At 49.0% G+C, this 21746-nt stretch carries 24 protein-coding genes; 10 read left to right on the top strand and 14 right to left on the bottom strand.

Features of this window, described 5'->3' with window-relative positions; translation table 11 throughout:
- The first annotated feature begins 60 nt into the window (after positions 1-60).
- Positions 61-906 carry an aldo/keto reductase gene (locus B5X72_RS04440; protein ID WP_079715632.1) on the top strand — a complete coding sequence of 282 codons (846 nt, stop codon included), beginning with the start codon at positions 61-63 and terminating at the stop codon, positions 904-906.
- On the opposite strand, the gene B5X72_RS04435 is transcribed toward B5X72_RS04440, so the two are convergent.
- Positions 900-1610: an SDR family oxidoreductase gene (locus B5X72_RS04435; RefSeq protein ID WP_079715631.1), complete on the bottom strand. Its 711-nt coding sequence runs from the start codon at positions 1608-1610 to the stop codon at positions 900-902. The genes B5X72_RS04440 and B5X72_RS04435 overlap by 7 nt on opposite strands.
- 92 nt (positions 1611-1702) lie before the next feature.
- A complete protein-coding gene (locus B5X72_RS04430) occupies positions 1703-2305 on the bottom strand; it encodes a TetR/AcrR family transcriptional regulator (protein ID WP_079715630.1) in 603 nt (200 codons plus the stop codon).
- A gap of 147 nt (positions 2306-2452) precedes the next feature.
- Here B5X72_RS04430 and B5X72_RS04425 point away from each other — a divergent pair, with 147 nt between their 5' ends.
- Entirely contained in the window at positions 2453-3451 is a 999-nt protein-coding gene (locus B5X72_RS04425) for a 2-hydroxyacid dehydrogenase (protein ID WP_079715629.1), read from the top strand.
- Between the two features lie 94 nt (positions 3452-3545).
- Here the strand turns inward: B5X72_RS04425 and B5X72_RS04420 are convergent, their stop codons facing one another.
- Genes B5X72_RS04420 through B5X72_RS04410 form a run of 3 tightly spaced genes read right to left on the bottom strand, consistent with a single transcriptional unit; the run spans position 3546 to position 6888 of the window.
- Positions 3546-4664: a glycosyltransferase family 4 protein gene (locus B5X72_RS04420; protein ID WP_245826825.1), complete on the bottom strand. Its 1119-nt coding sequence runs from the start codon at positions 4662-4664 to the stop codon at positions 3546-3548.
- Between the two features lie 47 nt (positions 4665-4711).
- Positions 4712-5713, bottom strand: a complete 1002-nt coding sequence (locus B5X72_RS04415; protein ID WP_079715627.1) for a lysylphosphatidylglycerol synthase transmembrane domain-containing protein — start codon at positions 5711-5713, stop codon at positions 4712-4714.
- Entirely contained in the window at positions 5710-6888 is a 1179-nt protein-coding gene (locus tag B5X72_RS04410; RefSeq protein WP_079716006.1) for a glycosyltransferase family 4 protein, read from the bottom strand. Before B5X72_RS04410 ends, B5X72_RS04415 begins: the two co-directional genes overlap by 4 nt.
- A gap of 196 nt (positions 6889-7084) precedes the next feature.
- Here B5X72_RS04410 and B5X72_RS04405 point away from each other — a divergent pair, with 196 nt between their 5' ends.
- Positions 7085-8101 (top strand): endonuclease/exonuclease/phosphatase family protein, encoded by a 1017-nt coding sequence (locus B5X72_RS04405; protein ID WP_079715626.1) that lies wholly within the window; start codon positions 7085-7087, stop codon positions 8099-8101.
- Here the strand turns inward: B5X72_RS04405 and B5X72_RS04400 are convergent.
- Complete coding sequence (locus B5X72_RS04400) at positions 8067-8306, bottom strand: hypothetical protein (RefSeq protein ID WP_079715625.1); 240 nt, start codon at positions 8304-8306, stop codon at positions 8067-8069. The two genes, B5X72_RS04405 and B5X72_RS04400, sit on opposite strands and share 35 nt — an antisense overlap.
- 171 nt (positions 8307-8477) lie before the next feature.
- On the opposite strand from B5X72_RS04400, the gene B5X72_RS04395 reads away from it, so the two are divergent.
- A complete protein-coding gene (locus B5X72_RS04395) occupies positions 8478-9074 on the top strand; it encodes an FMN-dependent NADH-azoreductase (protein ID WP_079715624.1) in 597 nt (198 codons plus the stop codon).
- A gap of 8 nt (positions 9075-9082) precedes the next feature.
- Here the strand turns inward: B5X72_RS04395 and B5X72_RS04390 are convergent, their stop codons facing one another.
- Complete coding sequence (locus tag B5X72_RS04390; RefSeq protein ID WP_079715623.1) at positions 9083-9634, bottom strand: flavin reductase family protein; 552 nt, start codon at positions 9632-9634, stop codon at positions 9083-9085.
- A gap of 300 nt (positions 9635-9934) precedes the next feature.
- Between B5X72_RS04390 and B5X72_RS04385 the strand changes: the two genes are divergently transcribed.
- Both B5X72_RS04385 and B5X72_RS04380 read left to right on the top strand, forming a co-directional pair.
- Positions 9935-10753, top strand: coding sequence for an AraC family transcriptional regulator (locus tag B5X72_RS04385; RefSeq protein WP_079715622.1), 819 nt, complete (start codon positions 9935-9937; stop codon positions 10751-10753).
- Between the two features lie 56 nt (positions 10754-10809).
- Entirely contained in the window at positions 10810-11370 is a 561-nt protein-coding gene (locus tag B5X72_RS04380) for a DNA-3-methyladenine glycosylase I (protein ID WP_079715621.1), read from the top strand.
- A gap of 4 nt (positions 11371-11374) precedes the next feature.
- On the opposite strand, the gene B5X72_RS04375 is transcribed toward B5X72_RS04380, so the two are convergent.
- Complete coding sequence (locus B5X72_RS04375) at positions 11375-12529, bottom strand: glycoside hydrolase family 5 protein (protein WP_217698091.1); 1155 nt, start codon at positions 12527-12529, stop codon at positions 11375-11377.
- Positions 12530-12690: 161 nt separating this feature from the next.
- Here B5X72_RS04375 and B5X72_RS04370 point away from each other — a divergent pair, with 161 nt between their 5' ends.
- Entirely contained in the window at positions 12691-13464 is a 774-nt protein-coding gene (locus B5X72_RS04370) for a carboxypeptidase-like regulatory domain-containing protein (RefSeq protein ID WP_079715620.1), read from the top strand.
- A gap of 49 nt (positions 13465-13513) precedes the next feature.
- Here the strand turns inward: B5X72_RS04370 and B5X72_RS04365 are convergent, their stop codons facing one another.
- From B5X72_RS04365 to B5X72_RS04355, 3 genes are all read right to left on the bottom strand, one after another.
- Positions 13514-13966, bottom strand: coding sequence for a hypothetical protein (locus B5X72_RS04365; RefSeq protein ID WP_139378532.1), 453 nt, complete (start codon positions 13964-13966; stop codon positions 13514-13516).
- A 66-nt stretch (positions 13967-14032) separates the two neighbouring features.
- Positions 14033-14407, bottom strand: coding sequence for a DMT family protein (locus tag B5X72_RS04360; RefSeq protein WP_079715618.1), 375 nt, complete (start codon positions 14405-14407; stop codon positions 14033-14035).
- 198 nt (positions 14408-14605) lie between these two features.
- Positions 14606-16612, bottom strand: coding sequence for a M13 family metallopeptidase (locus B5X72_RS04355; protein ID WP_079715617.1), 2007 nt, complete (start codon positions 16610-16612; stop codon positions 14606-14608).
- Positions 16613-17098: 486 nt separating this feature from the next.
- Between B5X72_RS04355 and B5X72_RS04350 the strand changes: the two genes are divergently transcribed.
- Entirely contained in the window at positions 17099-18355 is a 1257-nt protein-coding gene (locus B5X72_RS04350; RefSeq protein ID WP_079715616.1) for an MFS transporter, read from the top strand.
- Between the two features lie 66 nt (positions 18356-18421).
- Positions 18422-18799 (top strand): HU family DNA-binding protein, encoded by a 378-nt coding sequence (locus B5X72_RS04345; RefSeq protein ID WP_079715615.1) that lies wholly within the window; start codon positions 18422-18424, stop codon positions 18797-18799.
- A 142-nt stretch (positions 18800-18941) separates the two neighbouring features.
- Here the strand turns inward: B5X72_RS04345 and B5X72_RS04340 are convergent, their stop codons facing one another.
- From B5X72_RS04340 to B5X72_RS04330, 3 genes are read right to left on the bottom strand one after another with little or no spacing between them, the layout of a single operon-like run.
- Positions 18942-19625, bottom strand: a complete 684-nt coding sequence (locus B5X72_RS04340) for an ABC transporter ATP-binding protein (RefSeq protein ID WP_079715614.1) — start codon at positions 19623-19625, stop codon at positions 18942-18944.
- On the bottom strand, positions 19622-20569 hold the full coding sequence (locus tag B5X72_RS04335) for a hypothetical protein (protein WP_139378531.1): 948 nt from the start codon (positions 20567-20569) through the stop codon (positions 19622-19624). Before B5X72_RS04335 ends, B5X72_RS04340 begins: the two co-directional genes overlap by 4 nt.
- The gene (locus B5X72_RS04330; RefSeq protein WP_176146095.1) at positions 20545-21126 is read right to left on the bottom strand and encodes an LOG family protein; all 582 of its coding nucleotides are present in this window, start codon (positions 21124-21126) and stop codon (positions 20545-20547) included. Before B5X72_RS04330 ends, B5X72_RS04335 begins: the two co-directional genes overlap by 25 nt.
- A 102-nt stretch (positions 21127-21228) precedes the next feature.
- Between B5X72_RS04330 and B5X72_RS04325 the strand changes: the two genes are divergently transcribed.
- On the top strand, positions 21229-21744 hold the full coding sequence (locus tag B5X72_RS04325; protein WP_079715611.1) for an SRPBCC family protein: 516 nt from the start codon (positions 21229-21231) through the stop codon (positions 21742-21744).
- Positions 21745-21746 lie beyond the last annotated feature (2 nt).

The raw sequence follows: 21746 nt of genomic DNA, 5'->3' as shown, positions 1-21746 counted from the left end.
ATTACGCACAAAAGCAATATCGGGTATAAAACCTTCGTTAATAACTAAAACCAATCATTCATGGCTACACCAACATCACTGACTTACAAAATCGGCGGCGTACTGGAAATCAACCGGATGGGTTACGGCGGCATGCAACTGACGGGGCCCGGCGTATGGGGTGACGCTCCCGAGCGTGAAACTGCCAAACGTGTATTGCTTTACGCTGTGGAATCCGGCGTCAACTTTATCGATACGGCCGATTCATACGGTCCGCATACCAATGAAGTGCTCATCCGGGAAGCGCTGTCCTCCCACTATTCGGATATCGTCGTGGCCACCAAGGGTGGGCTGGAACGTACCGGCCCCAACCAATGGCCTGTAAACGGCCGTCCGGAGTACATCCGGCAAACTATAGACGGGAGTCTTCAGCGGCTCGGCAAGGACGAGATCCAGCTGTGGCAATTGCACCGCGTGGATCCCGACGTGCCTATCGAGGAAACGCTGGGGCCGGTGGCTGACGCGGTAAAAGCTGGCAAAATACGCCACGTAGGCCTCTCGGAAGCCGGAATCGCCGATATTGAGCGCGCCCAAACAGTGGTACCCATCGTCTCTGTGCAAAACCGATACAACCTGTCAGAACGCAGTTGGGAAGAAATCGTCGACTACACCGCTGAGCGGGGCATCGCTTTCATCCCTTGGTACCCGCTTGCTTCCGGCCCGGCCAAGATGCAGGAAAAAATCGGGACATTAGCGGAAAAATACGAAGCCACCCCAGCACAGATTGCACTGGCATGGCTATTGAACCGATCGCCCAACATCCTGCTCATCCCTGGAACCAAATCGCTTAAGCACTTGCAGGAAAACCTGAAAGCTGTTGAGCTCGATCTGTCTGGCGAAGATGTCGAAAGCCTCACTGCTTATTGAGGCACAACCGCTTTGGCCTGCCCTACCGGCACGTCCAGCTGGCCGATCCGTATCGCCTTCCACAAGTCTGATGCAACCTCCTCCGGCGGTATGCCCGCCGCACCGCCGATGGCTTGGGAAAATGCTGTATTGACCAGCGGCGGTATCAGTTCGTATACCTGTACGGAGCTCGCCTTAAGTTGTTCGCGGAGCATCTGCGTATAAACATGCAGCGCAGCCTTGCTGGCCGAATACGTTGGCACAGCAATAAATGGCGAAAATGCAACGATAGACGTGACATTGACGATGGCCGCCTCCGGCTGTTGTTTTAGCATCGGCAGCAACAAAGCGGTCAGCCGCACGACAGCCAGGTAATTGGTTCGGATTTCCTCTGCCGCATAACGCGATGTATCATCCTCACCAAGCGAATAAGCAAAGGCACTCCCCGCGTTATTGATTAAGAGATTCAACTGCGGGTAATCCTGTTTTACCCGATTGACCAACTGGCCGATATCGGCCGCATCGACCACGTCGCTCTGAATGGCTACTACATTGACTTGTCCCGCCGTTATATTGGCAATTTCAGCGATAGCCTGATCCAACCGCTCACGATTCCGGCCTGTGATGATGATTTGATTGCCCTGCGCTGCAAATTGTTTGGCGATGGCCAATCCGATACCGGCCGAACCGCCGGTGATTAAAATGGTGTTTCCTGTGGTATTCATTTTACTTGTGATTAAAAAAAACCTAATTATGATGACTAAAAAAAATAAACCGAACGGTCTTTTATTGTACAAAAAAAATGTCAGACTCCGAATTAGGAATCCGACGCAGGCGACGCCGTCAGATGCCGTTCAAATTCCGATTTAATCGCGGCAACGACCATGCGCATCTGTGTATTGTCGCGCATCACACGCCTTATAAGCATAGCGCCTTCCAAAAGCGCAACGACTTTTACGCTAAAGGCTTCGGCATCTAAGCCCGCAACGACCTCGCCACTCGTGATGCCCGCCTGCACGACTGAGGCGATTCGGCGTTCTGCATTCAGTATCGCCCGTTTGACCATATCACGCACGACTGGATGCGTATCGTCAGCTTCAACGCCAAAATTTAACAGCGGGCACCCCCCTTCTACCTGCTCGCGCCCCTCGTAAAACGATAGAACACTATATAATTTTTCCTTAGCGGACCGCCCTTTGCTTACACGTTGATCCAGCAATGCAGCAAGTTGTCCGCTAAGGTGCGTGAATACGGCCTGGCAGATGTCATCTTTGCTTCCAAAATTCCCATAGATTCCTCCTTTCGTCAGCCGCGTTGCATCCATGATATCGGTCAACGACGTAGCCGCCATCCCTTTCTTATTGACAATAGGGGCCGATTTCTCGATAATGAATTGCTTGGTTTGCTCCGCTTTAGTCATGGTGTTGCCAGTATTGCTTTGCAAAATTAAAAAAAATAAACCGAACGGTATATAAAAATCAAATTAGCTAGTGAATCTACACAAGCACGCAAAACCATACATCCAATTTCGTGTTTGTATAAAGCAGCGTATTTTGTATCGTTAACCATGAAAGTCACGTTTTTCTCGACCAAACCCTATGACCGGGAGTTTTTTGACCGGTTCAATCCATCTTTTGGTTTTGAACTGGAATACTATGAGACACACCTTGGCCCGCATATTGTCAATGCAGTGGAGCATGCAACGGCCATCTGTGCATTTGTCAACGACAAGCTGAATGCAGAAGTAATTGACGTATTGGCTAGGAAGGGCATAAAATACATCGCATTGCGGTGTGCTGGGTTCAACAACGTTGATTTGGAAGCCGCGAGACAAGCAGGCCTTCGCGTCTGCCGCGTACCGGCCTATTCGCCTGAGGCCGTCGCCGAGCATGCCTTGGCCATGATATTGACACTAAACCGCAAAACCCACAAGGCATATAATCGTGTACGCGAACAGAACTTCTCGCTAAAGGGCTTGATGGGATTCAACCTCCATGGGAAAATTATCGGTATCATCGGTACCGGAAACATCGGACGCGCCTTCGCACGGCTTATGCGGGGTTTCGGATGCACGCTGATCGCCTACGATGTTGTGGAGAGCGACGAGCTTAAACGCTTTGGTGTACAATATTTACCCCTGCGTGAGGTGTTTGCCCAATCGGATATCCTATCGCTGCATTGTCCGCTATTGGAAAGCACCCGGCACTTGATTAATGCAGAAACCCTCCGCCAGATGAAAAAGGGGGTGATGATCATCAATACGAGCCGCGGCGGGCTCATCGACAGTCAGGCGGTGCTGGAGGGGCTGCGGTTTAAACAGATCGGATATCTCGGTATTGATGTTTATGAGCAGGAAGACAAACTTTTTTTTCGCGACCTTTCGCACACCATCATTGACGATGACACCATCCAGTTATTGATGAGTTTTCCCAACGTGTTGGTCACCGGTCATCAAGCGTTTTTTACCAGCGAAGCGATGGAAGAAATTGCCTTAACCACACTGAAAAACCTCGCCCGGTTGGCGCAAGGACTGGAGCCCGAAAACCCTGCGGCCGTGGTTGTATAGCCACTGCAATGCCGGCTTAGGTTAATGGTAGCTTAGCACCCGGTTGATGCTCCAAGCGTATGCCCCGCTGCGACAGCCCCCCTCCAGCGAAGCGTCATGCCAACAACGCGCTAAAGCAGGATGCATAAGCTTGGCACATCCTATCCCATCCGAAGTGCTGGAGAGTATAGTGCTGAAAATCGGCTGCGATATGCCGATATTGCGCAGGGTGGCTGATGATGTGATGGAGCCGTTCCGCCCAAGCATCCGCATCAGCGGCAGGCAATAACAGGCCGTTCTTCCGGTGCGAGACAGCATCGGGAATACCGTCGATATCGGCAGCCACCACCAGTGTTCCCGCTCCGGAGGCTTCGAGGCACACCAGACCGAACCCTTCCATGTCGCCAGCAACGGGTATGTTGGGCATCAGCAATGCGGCGGCATGCCGCAGTAACACCTGTAAAGCTGGCAACGGGATTTTTCCCAGGTGGGTCACCTTAGCCTGCATTGACGGCTGTTGCAATATCCGGGCAATCTCTCCTTCATCGGAAGGATATCCAAGGAAAAGCTCGATCAAATGGCGCCATACGGGCGGACAGCACCATAACAGCGTACGAGCTAAGCGCCTCCGGGCGCGTAGCGGCCCTGCCATGATAATACGGACGTTGTCCGGTAGCCGAGGAACCACCTCACGGAGGAACCAGGAGAATCCCTTTCGTTTGACCGGCCTGCCCAGCAAGACAAAATATGGCTTTTGGGCAGCCAGTTGTAAATGGCTAATCATGGAACTCTCCGTCACCGAATGCTTAGCGAAGTGGGCAAACGCATGGTCTACCCCGTTGTTGATTACTGTTATCCGCGCCGGCGAAACCCCTCTTGCTATCATCGCGCGTTTAGTAGCTTCACTTACCGCTACAATATGGTCAAACCGATTGAACAACGGCAAAATCTTACGCTGGTAATAACCCCAAGGAAACACAACATCCAAGCCATGTACGGTAACGACTTTTTTTACTTGGGGATAGCGACGGTGATAGCGCAGCGCCAATGAACCAATCAACGCATCGTTGAAATGGACAAGCCCAATACCCGGATGCTTCTTCAGTAGTTTTATGATGCGTTTTTCGAGCCGCAGGAAAAACACAAGAATATTCTCCTCCCCGGTATAGACCAGTTTGTGCACGGCCGCATACGTCCGCATCCCTTCAATAAGCTCCAAACTCTGTTTTTCCATTCCCCCTGTTGCGGGGGGGTGCTTATGACTAACGAATAATACTTCCATTATGCCGCATCACTTGTCAAAAGCCGGTGGTGTCTATAACGCAGCCAGGCCATACAAGCAAACCCCGCCAACATCCAGCAGCATTGCCGGCTTCTCCGAATAATCGATACCGTCACCCAAACGCTCGTAGCAGAAATGCCCAAAACAATGAGCACGACTTTGTTGGCAAGTTCCTCCACGCCCCACTGCGCCGGAACAAACGATCCAAAGCTTTTTAGCACGATAATGCCCATATCCATAGCCAGCCCTTCCACCACACCTGCGTCATATCCCAGAAAACGCAGGATGAGCAAACATTCCAGACTACCCACCAACCAATGAACGGCAAAAAAGAAAAGCGACCAATAAAACGCGGTTTTCTGATGTTTTTGAAACTGGCTGCATGCATATAACACTTCGTGGATTTTCCTACCAAGACGCTTCCACCAATGCTTGGTTTGCAATGAGTGCCGGGGCTCAGGCATGCGCTTGCTCAACCACAAAATGAAAATGATACCGACCAGGGCAACAACGCTAATGGCAAGCAGCGCCTCGGCTGTTCCAGAAAATGCAGTGGAAGGAGAAGGGGAAAACAAAAGCCACATTAAGGCCAGGAATGCCATCGATACTTGGGACAAGATGGTCGTGATCCGTGAAGAGGCTACTGAAGTCAACGCGGCTTTTTCGTCGACACCGTAGGGCTTCAGCAGTTGTACTTTATATAGTTCACCTGCTACGATGTTGGTAGGATTATAGAGCGCTACTGTCTCACCGATTTGCCGGATGATGAACAATCGCCCAATGGAAATCTTGTGTCTCTCCTTACCCAGGCAGACATACCAGCCCAGCGTACCAAAAAAATAGGCGATAAACGACACAAACAGGATATAAAAAAAACGATGACCAAGCGTGTACACCTCCGCTTTGACCGCTTCAAAATCCGTATGCCAAACAAATAATCCAACACAAATAATGACGCTTACAAAAAAAATACCCTTTACTATGCGCAATGTGATACTCATAAAACCGAAGAATGTTCAAAGCTCTTATTCGGGTCATTCAACGCATGGACATCGCGGAAATAAACAGCCGCCAATTGCCCCCAGTCTAAAGTCCGGGCATGACGCAAAGCATTTTGGCTAATCTCTTCCCAAAGCAACGGATTGTCTATCAACAGCTTGATGTAATTGAAATACGCCTGCGGGTCATCGGGAGTACACTTAAAACCCGTATACCCATGTATTATCAGATCGGCACTGCCTCCACCATCTGCTATAACACAGGGTAAGCCGGATGCCATCGCTTCAACCACGACATTACCATACGTTTCAGAGACCGACGTGAATACAAAAACATCTGAAGACGCATATAGTGTGGCCAATTGGCCGTGTTCCACCTTACCCAAAAACAACGCATCATGCATCTGTGCCTGCAGCTCGCGGCGAGCAGCCCCATCGCCTGCCACCACGAAGTTGCCTTCCCATCGCTTTTCTTTGAGTAGCTGGTATAGCTGTATCAACGTAGTCAAGTTTTTTTCCCAGACCAGGCGGCTTACGAATAACAACGTGGGCTTATCATTCCCCGTAAGACGCCGCATATAATCCCTATCTCGCTTCCCTGTGCAAAACGTATGAAAATCAATACCCCGTTGCCACAACTGCAATCTCGTCCGCTCGATACCTATTGAAAGCAACTCGTTGATTATCCGCATGGAGGGCACGTAAATTTTGTCGCACGCGTTGTAAAACCGCCTCATCGAAGCCCGGGTTATTTTCTCCATGGCGTTAACCAAAAACGGTGTTTTGCTCAGGTAATACCCCAAATAAGATATAAAATGGGTGTGATAAATGGTGATCACCGGAATCCGCCGCTTCCGGGCATATTTCAACGCAAAAAAACCAAGCAAAGAAGGTGTCGCGATATGGATGACATCCGGGCGGAATGCATCCAAGGCGTGTTCCAGTTTATGTTTCGACAACTGGGGAATACTTATTGAATAATCGGCATTAATAGGAACCTTCACGGACGGCACACGGAATGCCCGATGCACACGGTTTATGTGCCCCGACTCCCTTCCGTACACAAACAGGAAGTCAAATTCAGCAGAATCAATGCGTTTGATAAGCTGAAACATTGTACGCGATGCTCCATCAAACTCTTCAATTAGTATCTCGGCAAAAAAGGCGACTTTAATCATCTGCACAAAGTAATGCAATGTAAAAAATCGATATAATCCCTTGCACAACAGAAGTTTAACAAATTGTGAATTTTTATTAAAAAAATCGTTGACCAGTTTACGGTCCATCAACACGAACCACACAATTCCTTAAACGGCAATTAAGCGTCGGTTAACCTTTGAGTGATACCTTTATACCGTATATCAAGACGACCTTATGATTGTCACTAACCCCCTTATCAGGAATCATCAATGGCCGCTTCGCGTTATATTATTTATCAGCCTGACGGCCGTCATTGTGTTTGCATTTGCCAACAGCATGCCATGGGCCAATTTATCGGGAGCCAACCGAGCTGAGGCTGTAACGAACCTGGCGATGCCCGATGCATCACAGGGTTTGCTTTCATTAATGACCTACAACATAGCCGGGTTGCCGGAATTCATCTCCAGCGCCGGCACGCCCCGTGCAACGAGCATCGCCCAGATCGGCCGTATGATTACACCATATGACATTGTTCATATACAGGAAGACTTTAATTACAATCGCCAATTATATACCGGTTTGGACAGCCACGGCTTCCGCACCAAACACAACGGCGTGGTGCCGTTCGGCGATGGCCTGAACACATTGTCAAAGTATCCCATTATCGAAAGTAAACGCGTTGCCTGGCGGCATTGCAGCGGCACTGATTGCTTGACTCCAAAAGGCTTCATGTTTACGCGCATACAACTTGCCAAGCATGTGTTCATTGATTTTTACAACCTCCATGCAACCGCCGAAAAAAAACCAAGCGCCGATTATGCACGGCAGCAAAATCTGCGTCAGCTTTCGCACTTTATCCAGAAACAGTCACAAGAAAATGCAATCGTCGTGATGGGAGATTTTAATGCTCACTATACCTACATAAACGACGATATGCAACAGTTTCTCCAGGAGACTTCCTTGACCGATGCCTGGGTTCAACTTATGAAAAATGGCATCGTACCGAAAAAAAACCTTCACCATCAAGCCCTGTCCAACCTTTCCATTGATGAGCGGACTGAATCATTGGATAAAATACTATACCGTAGCAACCACGAAATAAGCCTGATGCCAGTAGCTTACCGCGTTGAAGCAGGCAAGTTTACCGACCCCAGCGGCAATGAATTATCAGACCATCTGCCGATTTCCGCAGTCTTCAACTGGGACCTGAAGCATGCTACTTATAGTACCTTCCCCAACCATCGGCAATGATTTTATTGATCTTGGAATCAAACAGACCCACGATCTGATCATGGCGCGCAATATTCCGGTTTGGAGGATAGGGTTCCAACAATATAAATGTGCCGTTCCCCCGGCGCTCAAACCCGATATCTTCCGATGAAGAGAGCTTGACAAATTGGTAGCCGGCCTCTGCCCACTGACGGCGCGTATCCGCATTAAAGACATGTAATTTCATCGACGTACAAGCTAACAAGTATCTATTTTATTTGCCAACTTACGATAACCTGTATTGTTTGCCGGCATCTTATTTCTGCATACTATACAATGCGATAGCACTATACCACAATATAGTAATATACTTTTTATAGTTACAACCACTTATTTTTGTGCAAAAAAAAATACGGAAATGAAGATTTTGCACATTATTTCAAGTCCAAGGGGCAATGCCTCTTACAGTATCAAGCTCGGCAATGAAGTCATCGCGCGGTTGATCACCAAGTATCCTGGAAGCACCGTAAAAACGCACGACCTGACGGATACGCCATTTCCGCACCTGGAAGAGTCACATCTGACATCTTTCATGACCGAACCGGAACAGCGGTCGGCAGCCCAAGCGGAGGCTGCAAAGCATTCCGACGAAGCAATTGCGGAATTAATGGAGGCCGATATCATCGTTATCGGCGCACCGATGTATAATTTCAATATCCATTCGACGCTTAAGGCCTGGCTGGACCACATTACACGTGCCGGTGTTACGTTCACCTATTCAGCTAATGGGCCCGTAGGGCTTGTCAAAAACAAAAAGGCTTACCTTGCCATATCGTCGGGCGGAATATACAGCAATGGCCCAATGAAATCCTTCGATTTCATTGAACCTTACCTTACCACGATGTTGAATTTCATCGGCATCACCGACATCACGACATATCGCGTGGAAGGCGTAGCCATCACTGATATCCAACAACATGCTTTGGCAAGCGCTGTCGATAAAATAGCGGTATAACGCTCGTTTCAGTCCTGAAATTGTTTCCAGCGCACCATCCGATCCTGCCGGTTCAGCGTCCGTCCCGAGACGGAAAACGTCCCATCGCCCTTATGGTGGAACGTACGCTGTTCCTTCCGGTGGGGATTTATCCATGCCTGTACAGCTTCGAGGATAAAGAAGTCATACTGGTCGACCAGTTGCATATCGGCTACCCGGCACTCAATGTTAGCCAAACATTCGACCACCAAAGGAGGCGCAACATGTTTAGCCTTACGCGGAGTAAAGCCGAAGCGGGCGAACTTGTCTACTTCGTTTCCGGAACAATTGCCGATATCAACTACTTTATCGATTAAATCCACACCAGGAATAGCAATGACACATTCCTTATTGGCACGTAGCGCATGGTAGCTGTGATCCCATGGACCCACAATGGCGCCAATCAACGGTGGGTCGTGCTGCATCATCATATGGAACCCCATGGTCATCAAGTTGGCGTGGCCTTGCTGAAGGGTCGATACCATGACCACCGGCCCCGGTTCGATGAGCCGGACGACTTTATTTAACGGGAAAATTTCCATCGCATCTCCTCCTTGTCATGTTGGCTACAGCTAGGTGGTTATGTCACCGGAGTGTATACCGGCTTATACAAAGCTACCGTAAAATTATTTCACGGGCAAGGGCTGGTTCGGATAAAGAAGCTACTTATACCTTTTGAACAAAGCAAATCAGGACGTTTGAACAAAGCCACTAAATGATAGCTTGCCTATATTTGTACTGATTAACAAGATTTAGATAACGACACTGCGTTGGCAGACGGCTTAATGGTTGCACTTCGTATTTTTGTACCCTGAATGCACCCACTGAACTGATATAACGATATGGAATATCAAGCAAAATACATCACGGACGACATCAAGCTTTCTTGCTATGAGGACAAGCTTTTTAAATCGGAAATCATGTTTGACCATCACATGCTGATATGGTTTCTTTCGGGTGAGACAAAAATTGTACAGGCAGACGCGACCTACGTATTCAGAAAAGGTGATATCTTTTTGATTCCAAGAAACCAGCTGGCGACAATCATCAATTACCCCAAAGATGGGCAACCGCACAAGACGGTAGTCATGCACCTATCCACGGCAAGGCTTCGTGATTTTTATGCCCACCTGCACGTGAAACCAAAAGCGCAGGCCGTACAGAGCATCCGTCGTTTTGACAACCACCCATTGCTGGAGAGCTGCCTCGCTTCATTGGTGCCTTATTTCGATATGAAAAACCTCCCCGACAACATCGCATCGTTGAAAATTACGGAAGCCATCAGTATCCTCAGGGCAATCGACCCGGGGATAGATGATGTACTGGCCAATTTTGAAATGCCGGGTAAAATAGACTTGGTCAGCTACATGGAAAAGAACTTCATGTTCAATATGCCCTTGGAAAAATTCGGCTACCTGACCGGAAGGAGCATTACCACATTCAAGCGGGACTTTAAGCGGGCTTTTGGCACAACACCCCAAAGGTGGCTTACCCGTAAACGGCTGGAGCTCGCGCATTATCACCTGGCTCAAAAGCAACGCAGGCCAGTAGAGGTGTATTTCGAGACAGGGTTTGAGAACCTGTCCCATTTTTCCTATGCATTCAAAAAACACTTTGGCTACCCACCTACCGCATTGGGAGCAGCCCATCATAAGGGATAAGCAAAATACTAATTTTTTTGCTAAATTCGCTTCCGTATTCAATTCCATTTGCACGAATGTCGTATTGCGATCATATTCCTTCCATGCAGCCCGAATCCCGAAGGGCATTACATAAAAACTACCACGACAACCACTATGGCTTCCCCATCCACGATGACAATGAGTTATTTGGACGGCTCATTATGGAAATCAATCAAGCGGGGCTAAGCTGGGAAACCATCCTCCGAAAGGAAAAAGCCTTCCGTACGGCTTACGACAATTTTGACATCGCTAAAGTAGCGGCATACACCGAGGCCGACCGCGAACGGCTACTCGCCGATGCGGGCATTATCCGCAACCGGCTCAAAGTCAATGCGGCGATTGAAAATGCAAAAGTCATCCGCCAATTGCAACAGAAATATGGCTCATTTGAAAAGTGGCTGGATCACCACCATCCAAAGACACTCCAAGAGTGGCTGAAGCTCTTCAAAAAGACCTTCAGATTTACCGGTGGCGAGATTGTCAATGAATTTCTGATGAGTACAGGCTATCTGCCGGGTGCACATGCCCCCTCTTGCCCTGTGCATGCCGAAATATTGAAAAGCAAGCCGGCATGGGCGACGAACTTCATGTGTTGATAACTTATATATATTTTTCTAATAGCGCCAGCATACGCCGGTCGAGTTTTTGACCGTACCAGTCCTCGTATTGCACATCCTTTCTGCTGGAATTCAGGATACCAAAGTCTCCATCAAATTCCCATAATGCAAACCCGATACCGTATTCCGTTAATACGGAAAACATGTCGTCCATCCACGTCAAGGCCACATCATGCGGCGTTTCCCGCCAAGCACCGCATTCGCCACAATGTACACCTCCCCCCTGCTCTACCAATGCTATCCACGGCGCAAACTGCTCCCGTAGCCAGGCCTTAGCCTGTAGCTTCCCGTTGTCAACGTTGGGCCAGGATACGGCAGGCAGGTCCTGCGGGCGCGGGAAGACCCAAGGCGCCTTGTAATGAGACACCAAGCCGGGTGCATATCCCCGACAGCTTTGCCCCACGTCCAGCTCGGGGATATTGTCGATCACGTCATTCCCGATGTTATTGCCATCTGCAATGATACGGTGCTTCGGATTGACCATCCGGATCACATCAAACCCTTTGACGATAAGCGAACGATACAGTTCCTTCGGCACGGCTGAGCGTTTCGAGAACTGATCATTCATATCCGCTCGCCAGCAGGGTTCATTGAGCAAATCGAAACTAATTTGGTCCTGGGTCTTATGACGAAACACCTTAGCCCAGTATGCCCAATGGAAAGTAAAAGCCTCAAGCGCCTCGGGATCTTCCCACAGGTTATACGGTTCTTCAAATCCGGCATTGACACAAAATCCGGGTGCCCGATGTAGGTTTAAGCTCACATGCAGGCCGCAACGGTTGGCTTTCTCTACCAAATCCACCACCTCGTGTACCCGATCCACATTGATGCGGTATACCTCCTCTTTGGTGATTGGCCGCGTCCGGTCAAAGTCCACATAGTATGGATAAGCCATCGGAACACGAATAAAATCGAACCCCCAGTCCGCTATCCAACGCAGGTATTCCTCCGGTGTGTTTTGCCGTTTGTTCCGTGGGTCGGGATTGAAGAAATCCAGAATATTGAACCCCTTCCACCGGGGCAGCTTGTTGGTTGGCTTTTTGGGGGCGAAGTCGTCGGCATCCAACAACGGCAGTCCTGTTGCTGACAATGCCAGCGCGCTGGCCTTCTTTAACATTTCCCGTCTGTGCATGTTCATTTGGAATGATACTCCACCAAAGTGGTCTTTAAATATAATCGGTCTTTTTGTAAAGATAGCAATTAATCCCGTACTTATTGACATCCCGAACGCGCGGGTTATGGTTAATAAATGTTAAACCTGTTGACTATCGAGCCATCTACGTTTAATTTTACCGACTGATGAGTCTTCTCAATTCCATCATGCATTTCTGCTTACGGGTGCTGCTCGTCGGCGCCCTGCCTTTCTTAAGCGCGCGGGCCCAGCATCTGGAGGGGGTGGTCCGCGACCGGCAAACGGGACACCCGATCCGGGGGACGAGCATCGTAGTGGGCCAAATACGCGCCGCCACCGACGCCGCCGGCCACTTCAACCTGCCCAGCCCAACGGGATTTCCCCTTACCGTCACCGCTACGCATGTCGGCTATGACCCCGTGTCGATCAAGCTGTATATGCCTCCAGACACGCTGTTGCAAATTTTCCTGTCGGGCAAAGCCATAGGTCTGGACGAGGTAACCGTGCTGGGCAGGCGCAACTCCGTAAAGGATTCACTGTGGATGCGCCGGGAGTACGCCGACCAGTTCAACTTCAAACCTGTGAAACCTTGGCAGGCGATGACCCTCAGTCCGGTGGGTATCGGCATCAACCTCAATGTGCTCTTCGCCTCTTTTTCGCGCGAACAGAAGCAACATAAGCGACTGAAAGCCGCCCTATTCCACGACGAGCGGCAAGACTATGTAGACCGCCGATTCACTAAGGCGCTTATTCAAGCCCAAACCAACATACCCGATGCGGAGCTTGACGTCTTTCACTGGTATTTCCGACCTACTTACGAACAGTTACTTGGTTTTACAGAATACGATCTGCTCCTATATATCCAGCAGCATTATAAGGATTTCCGCGCACGGCGGAACAATTACCCAAAAGGCATTCCTGCGCTCGGCGAGGGGCAGTAGACGAGAACTCATACCGCCTTTATAGTTCTTGATTTCAGCCTTAACGAAGTCACCGCGGTGCTCCATCAATCACCAGTTCCTGTTCGCCTGAGACAAGCGAGATATGACAGCAGTCATAGGTTACTACATAATCACCTGTCGCCACCAAATTGCCATTAATGAATCCCTCAAAACGTAGTTTGGTTTCTTCAAACCGGGGAACAGCATCTTCATCGCCATCATCAGCAAGCCGATACATGCCCTGTTGCCGGGCGGTTTCCCACTCACTATTGTCTCCGGCAGTCAGTTCGCGTCCGTCAGACAAGCGAGTCACTTTAATGCGATCCAGCGCTATGGGAGCGCTTTTGCTGTCCACTACCGTTACCGAGAGCGTCACAAATTGTTCAGTACACATCACCCCTTCACATGATGTGTCGGCCTTTGCGCCAGCCTCCTCTCGTACTGAACAGGACAACAACACGGCAGTAGCCAGAAGCAAACAGGAAACAACTATTTTTTTCATCGTAGTTTTATGGTTTGCTGATGAGACGTGAAGCACGCATGTTTTGCTACAGGTGGCGTTTATCACTCACTTCTTAAAAATAAAGTACACTGCAAGCACCAAAAATACGAAACCAATCACGTGATTGATCCGGAACGGCTCACTTTTGAAGAAAACGATAGCAAACACGGAAAAGACCGTGAGCGTAATAACTTCCTGAATGACCTTCAACTGCCACAGATTGAATGGCCCGCCATTATCACTGAAACCTATCCGATTGGCGGGCACCTGGAGGGAATACTCAAAGAGCGCAATACCCCAGCTGATGAAAATAATCCCCACCAGTCCTAAGTTACTGAACCAGTTCATTTCCTTGAACTTTAAATGCCCGTACCAGGCGAGCGTCATAAACGCGTTGGAAAGCACCAGCAGCCCAACGGTAAGGATGGCCTTTTTCACCATATGATTACAAAACGATGCACGAAGATACGGTGAAATTGCATCATCTCATCGCATTTGGGAGCAACACGTTGCCTCGAACGACTTATTCTATTCGCTCGTACTACAGCTTATCCCAATGTTCCGTTCTTAAAAGCGACAACAAAAATGGCCGTCCCCAAGCAGGACGGCCATTTCCATTTCGGGGCCTCATTGCCCTTGTTACCAAATCACAATCCGCTTTTCTTTCGGCAGGTACAGCTTGTCCCCTTCCTTGATGTCAAACGCTTCGTAGAACCCATCCACGTTGACCAACGGTCCCACGGCACGGTACTGCGCCGGCGAATGCGGGTCGGTCTTCACCTGGTTAACCACAAAAGCTTCGGTGGTCTTTGCCCGCCAAATGGTTGCCCATGAGAGGAAAAACCGCTGTTGCTGCGTGAATCCGTCTATTTTGCCCGGATCGCCTTTGTCGCTCAGGTACATCTGCAACGCTTCGTAGGCTACGGACACACCACCCAGGTCGCCAATGTTTTCGCCCAGCGTAAACCGACCGTTGACGAATACGCCCGGCACGGGCTGGTAGGCTTCAAATTGAGCCACTAATGCCGATGTAGCCGCCTCAAACTTCGCCTTGTCTTCATCTGTCCACCAGTTATTCAGGTTGCCATCGCCGTCGTATTGCGAACCACTGTCGTCAAACCCATGGGATAATTCGTGTCCGATAACTGCACCGATTCCCCCGAAGTTGACCGCAGCATCAGCCGTGTAATCGTAAAACGGCGGCTGCAGAATCGCTGCCGGAAATACAATCTCATTATACAGGGGGCTGTAGTATGCATTGACGGTTTGAGGCGTCATACCCCATTCGGTTTTATCCACGGGTTTATCCTGTTTGGCGAGATTTTCTCCAAATCGCCAACGGCGCGCATTCAAAATGTTCTCAAACAACGATGTGCCCACTTCCAACCTGGAATAATCCCGCCATTTATCTGGATAGCCAATCTTAACGTTGAATTTCCTCAATTTGTCCAATGCTTTCTCCTTGGTAGCTGGAGACATCCACTCCAGCTGCCCGATGCGATGCTCAAACGACTTACGCAGGTAGAACACCAGCTCTTCGGCAGCCGCTTTGGCCTCAGCCGGAAAATGTGCTTCTACATACAGCTTGCCGAGCAGGTCGCCAGCCATGCCATTGACAAATTGGAGTCCGCGCTTGTCCAACGAACGCTGTTCCTGTTGTCCATTGAGTGTTTTTCCCCAAAACTCGAAGCTGATTTCGTCCAATTCGCGCGTCAGGCTCGTCGCCGCATCGTTTGCGATTTTGAAACGCAGAAAGTCTTTAATGGTTTCCAGGTTTGCAGGATTGAGCACCTCATCTAACTCCTGGTAGTATTTCAACTCGCCGATGATTACCGTGTCAGCCTTGAACCCTAAGTCTGCGAGGTATTGCGCCAAATCAATGTTTTTCACCAGATTCTTCAAGTCCGCCACCGCTACCGGGTTATAGCGGAGCGACGCGTTGCGTATTTGCTCCACGGTAAGCATGTGGCTGGCCAACTCTTTTTCAAAAGCAACTATTTTGGGTCCCTTAAGGTCACGGGACATCTGCCCTACCTTGGGCATTAATGTATTGATGTAATCCTGGTAATTTGCAAGTGTTCTGGCATTGGCCTCATCCTCTTTCTGATAATAAGCCCTACCAAGCCCCAAACTTGCTGAACCAAGATATACGGCATTTACGCTGCTGTTTTTCATGTGTGCAGATACATTCGCGCCGAAAAAAGGATTTCCCCCAATAGGAGCAACTGCTACCAGATAACCATACAGATCATCAAAACTCCGAATGGCATCCACCTTTTGAAGTAATGGTTTGATCGGGTCGATACCTGCCCTATCCCGTGCATCAAAGTCGGTGTAGCTGCGATAAAGGTCTGCGATTTTCTGGCCATCGGACCCTTTGGGATACGTTCCGGTCAACGATTCTTTAAGGATTTTTAGTGTCGCTTCGTTGGTTTTTTCTCCCAGTTCGTTGAAGCTCCCCCAGCGGGACTGGTCTGACGGAATTTCCACCGTCTTCATCCAGTTTCCGTTTACATAATTGTAAAAATCATCCTGCGGTCGCACCGAGGTGTCCATCAAGTCAAGCCTGATGGCCTGGTGCTGCTGTGCCACGGCAGTCGTGGCGGTAACGGCTACCATAGCCATTGCCAAATACGTTTTATTCATGCGCAATCATTATTTATTTAAACGGCCACGTGCAATCCGTATAACATCCGTTGCGGTTTGAGCACCGCTGTCATGTCCGGTTTTCACGCATTATTAACATTAACTTAAAACGCTGCAAACTTAGAAAAGATTAGCCAAAAAAACCGACATGCAATACGAATGTCACAAAAATAAAACGCGCCATTTCCGCTGCAAGAAGTGTTCAACGGCAGCGAAGCGCGCGAAACTATGCTTAATATGCAATACGATTATTTTGCATATAAAATCAAAATTATCTAAGTTTGTCCCGCAATAAACACAAACACGTTCGATGAGACTCGTAAGCACCCAAATTGCCTTTGTCTATCGGGACAGGGCTTAAGTCCGGACGGCATGCCGTCTGGCTTTAGTTACTTTTTCAGGTTGCCCCCTGAAACATTTTCTCCATTTTTTACGTCTTAGTTTAACCATCTTTTTCCTTAAAGGAGAACGATTTATTTAATCATCATGCAACACTCGTGGAAACGAACTTTTGCCATCATTTGGAGTGGCCAATTTATATCACTTTTAAGCAGTTCAGCTGTCAATTTTGCCATCATCATTTGGCTTAGCCTGGAAACCGGATCGGCCGAGGTCCTCGCCTACGCAGCTATCGCAGCCATACTTCCCCAGACCCTTATTGGGCCATTTGCCGGTGTATACATCGATCGTTGGGATCGTAAACGGACAATGATAGCGGCGGATGGATTCATTGCCTTATGTACATTGGCCATGTCCGTACTTTTCTACATCGGTTATTCCGAGCTTATTTTTATCTATATCTTGTTGGCCTTACGATCGGTCGGATCGGCCTTCCATATGCCGGCCATGCAAGCGTCCGTACCGTTGCTGGCACCAGAATCCGAGTTGCTACGTATCGGCGGCATCAACCAGATGATCCAGTCTGTCTCCAATATCGGCGGACCGGCACTGGGCGCGTTAGCCATTGGTTTGATGGACATCGGCTATGTCTTGCTGCTGGACATCATTGGTGCAGTAGTAGCTATCTCATCACTCCTACTGGTACATATTCCCAATCCTCAAAAAATGTCGGAGCAACAGGCTGGTGCAAAACAAGTCCTGCGCGACCTCAAATTGGGCATCGACGCTGTAAGCTCAAACAAGGGGATTTCCTGGCTCTTTCTATTTTCCGTATTGGCGATGTTTTGCATCATGCCGGTGGCGGTGTTATTCCCCTTGCTCACCTTGCAGCATTTCGGCGGTGGAAAATTTGAAATGAGCCTGATTGAAGTGGTCTGGGGCGTAGGCATGTTGGTCGGCGGTGGACTACTCGGCATTTTCAAACCCTCGCTGAATAAGGTGGTCATCATCAACAGCACCTATGTCGTCTTGGGGATCACACTGGGTGCTTCGGGTTTAATCCCCGGGAACGGGTTTGTTTTCTTTGTCGGGCTGACCGTTGTCGGAGGCATTTCGGCCGCCATCAATAACGCCAGTTTCACGACCATACTACAGGAAAAAATCGATCCGGCGATGCTCGGCCGCGTATTTTCGATGTACTTCAGCATCGCACTGCTGCCATCCATGATTGGCCTGTTAAGCACCGGTTTCATCGCTGACAGCATCGGCATCACGCTTACGTTTGTCATATTGGGCAGCGCTGTTGGGGTTGTCGGCATCGCCTCATTTTTTGTGCCCGTATTGATGAAATTGGGCGTCAAAGCGAATCAAAGCGTCGAAGAAACGGCACAGGAAACAATTTGACAGCAAAAAGTGCGAATATTAAATCGTGATGTGTATATTGGAACAGAAAAACTCATACAAACGCCTATGTCCGTAAAATACATCACCGTCAAACAACACAATTTTAAAGACCCCGGCAAACCGCGGTATATTGCGCAATGCAAAAGCCGCGGGCATGTCGACATCCATGACATCAGCAGTAATTTATCGCATGCTTCTACGTTGAATGCGGCAGACGTCGTTGCCGTTATCGAAGGTCTTACCCATGCAATCAGCCAAGCACTATCCGATGGGTATATCATTAAGCTGGGCGATTTTGGCTCCTTCTATCTATCGCTGGATGCTGAAGCCCAAGACACGCCGAAAGCTGTGAATGCCAATTCGATTAAAGGATGCAAAATTTACTTCAGGCCGGGAAAACAGTTGGTTAAGAAGCTTACGAACACAACGTATTCAACGAAGTAGGATAACGACCGTCTTCAGTCGGGCAAAAGGTGGGCGCCTTTTCAATAAAAGCCGGGCGCCTTTTCAATAAAAGCCGGGCGCCTTTCGATTGAAAGGCGCTCGGCTTTTCAGCGAGTCACCGAAGTCCCTTATAGGAGCGATTTCAACCCAGAGGCAAAGCATCCAGCTTGTTCCCCACCGCGAAGTCGGTCATCGCTTGCTCTAACCGATTGAAATCAGCTTTTTCTACTGTTTTCGCCATCTTACCGCTATCCAACACATGGATGACATCGCAAGTATCTTTCAATGTCGAGAAAATATGCGAGGAGATAAGAATCACTTTTCCGCTTGCACGCAGGCGGTGGATAATCTCGGTAATCAGCAACGCGCTATGGATATCAACCCCATTGTAAGGCTCGTCCAGAATAAAAACGTCATTCGGTTGCAAAAGGATAGCCTGCAAGGCCAGTTTTTTCTTCATGCCGGTGGAGTATTGCTGTGCATACCGGTCAAGCGGCAGGTCAAATACATTCCGCGCATCCAAGTCACCATCGGGTACGCCACGTGCCTTGCAGCATAAACGAAGGTACTCCCTGCCGGTCATCCTCGACAGCATGAACGGCTCTGTTTGCAGAAAACCGAGCCGGTCCTTCAGCCGTCCGCCTTCGGTGGTCACCGTACCACCGTGGGCTTCCAAGCCGGCCAAACAATTGAATAACGTTGTCTTGCCTGCTCCATTCTGCCCCACGATGCCGTAAACATGTCCACCAACGAAATCCAAATCGATGCCGGCGAGCACCGGATTAACCCCAAACGACTTGGTTAGTTGTCGTACTTGAACGTTCATAAGATGCGTAATATATTATTTTCTGCCCTCCGATAAAAATATGGTATGGTCACTAGCAATAGCGGCGGCAGTACCAAGGAAAGCGCCATCACCATACCTTGAGGTAAATTGACGCTCCCCGGAAAGGCCGCATACTTGGCCAGCACAGCCAGCACAAGGTAGCCACAACCCACCACCAACACAAGTAATATAGCTAACCAGTTGTCGGAGAAGTATATCATTGTCGCCACCGCCATAGGGAATACCAACAGGGAGACCTGTTTCAGCGCCGTTTTAATTTTCAGTTTCAAAAACGCATGTGGACCCAATGGGTATATCCACGCATAAAACAGGGGCTCACTCCGCCCATAATAACTGGCGCAGATCAATACCATCAGGACGATCGTGGCGGCGCTTAGGTTTTCATTGTTTACATAAATAGCTATAACTAACAGCAAATAAACCAATAATACCCAAAATATGGACGCTCTGAAGCCTATAGCAAACTCAAAGGGCTCACGTGAAAAAGGCGTGCGCAACACCCGCGGGCCTGAGTTTCCCGTCCGGACGAAAACGGCCAAGACAGCCAAGACCAACGCACCCCATGCAAACCATACAGCTCCTTCATAAAACAAAAAAAAGGCAAAAGGCAGTATTGTCACCGTATTCTCAAGGAAACGGAGACAGAAATAAGCTTGGCGACCAAACAGCTGCTGCAGAAAGCGTTGACGCGCCACATCACACCACTGCAACAGCACCACACCCGCAACTCCCACATAAATCCACGGCGCATGTAACGTCCGCTGAAAAAGCGCCACAGAGGCGGCGACAAATAGAATCGGCAGGCTTATGTACACAAACAACGGGTATATCCCCCAGTCGCTGATGGTGCGATGCATTCTTTTAGCCTGTAAGCAGAAAAAATAAGGGATCACATCCATCACGTGGTTTCTTTCGTTATCCATTTAGACACCGCAGGCGGCCGGTAATTACTCATTTGCTCAAGTAATTTGTGTATATCATTATGACACAATAGCATATGTCGATTAATTTCTTTTAGGAATCCCTTGTCTACCATACTTTGCACGAGCGCAATCAACTCATCATAGAAGCCATTGATATTAAACAATCCCATTGGTTTATGATGAAGGCCCAACTGCCCCCAAGTGAGCATCTCAAAGAGCTCCTCCATGGTACCAAAGCCCCCGGGTAGGGCGATGACGCCATCGCTAAGCTGGTTCATCTTCGTTTTGCGCTCATGCATGGTATCAACAAGTATCAGCTCAGTCAAACCGTCATGCGCTACTTCTTTGGTTTGCAGGAAATACGGCAAAACACCAACCACACGGCCGCCATGCTGGAGTGCACCACTGGCCACAGCCCCCATCAGGCCCACCTTGGCACCGCCATAGACCAACCCTATTTCTGACTCAGCCAGTGTCTTACCAAGCTGATAGGCTTGGTCTTCATAAATACTATCGGTTCCCATACTCGAACCGCAGAAAACGACGATGTTTTTCATTTGCTTCAAATCCATCTTTGCAAAAAAAGACGACATTTTGGTCGTTAGCCCCAAAAAAATGACGTAATTTTACGATGTATTGCTGAAAACGCCAGCCAGCACATGAGGATAACAACAAGCATACCAGGCGAAATTAGTGCCAACACCATGACGACCATTATAAAAACAATTGAAGTAACAATACCGATAAAAACAGCATTCGATCTGTTTGTCAATAAATTAACATTATGGTGGCCGCAAGAGTACACGTGGTCCAAAGATAAACTGGTGGAATTGGTAATCGACCCGATACCACATGGTTTATGCACGGAAATCGGTCCAAATGGATTCCGATGTGATTGGGGTACGGTAATGGAAGTCGAGCAGGGCAAACGCTTCGCTTTCAAATGGCAAATTAGCGCATCGCGCGTACCTGAACCGGATGCCAACAAAGCCAGTGAAGTTTACATATTGTTCGAACAGCCAGCACCGGGCGCCACGCGTATACAACTAACGCACGGCAAATTCGAAAACCATGGGAATAACTATACCGCATACCGGGATGCGATGGCGTCCGAACAGGGATGGCCATATATCCTATCGGCTTTTGCGAGTTACGCGGTAAAGAGCGCGCACTGATA

The organism is Parapedobacter luteus (assembly GCF_900168055.1).
Lineage (GTDB): Bacteria > Bacteroidota > Bacteroidia > Sphingobacteriales > Sphingobacteriaceae > Parapedobacter > Parapedobacter luteus.
Note: the sequence above shows the minus strand (reverse complement) of the source record. Positions and strands in the feature narration are given on the sequence as shown.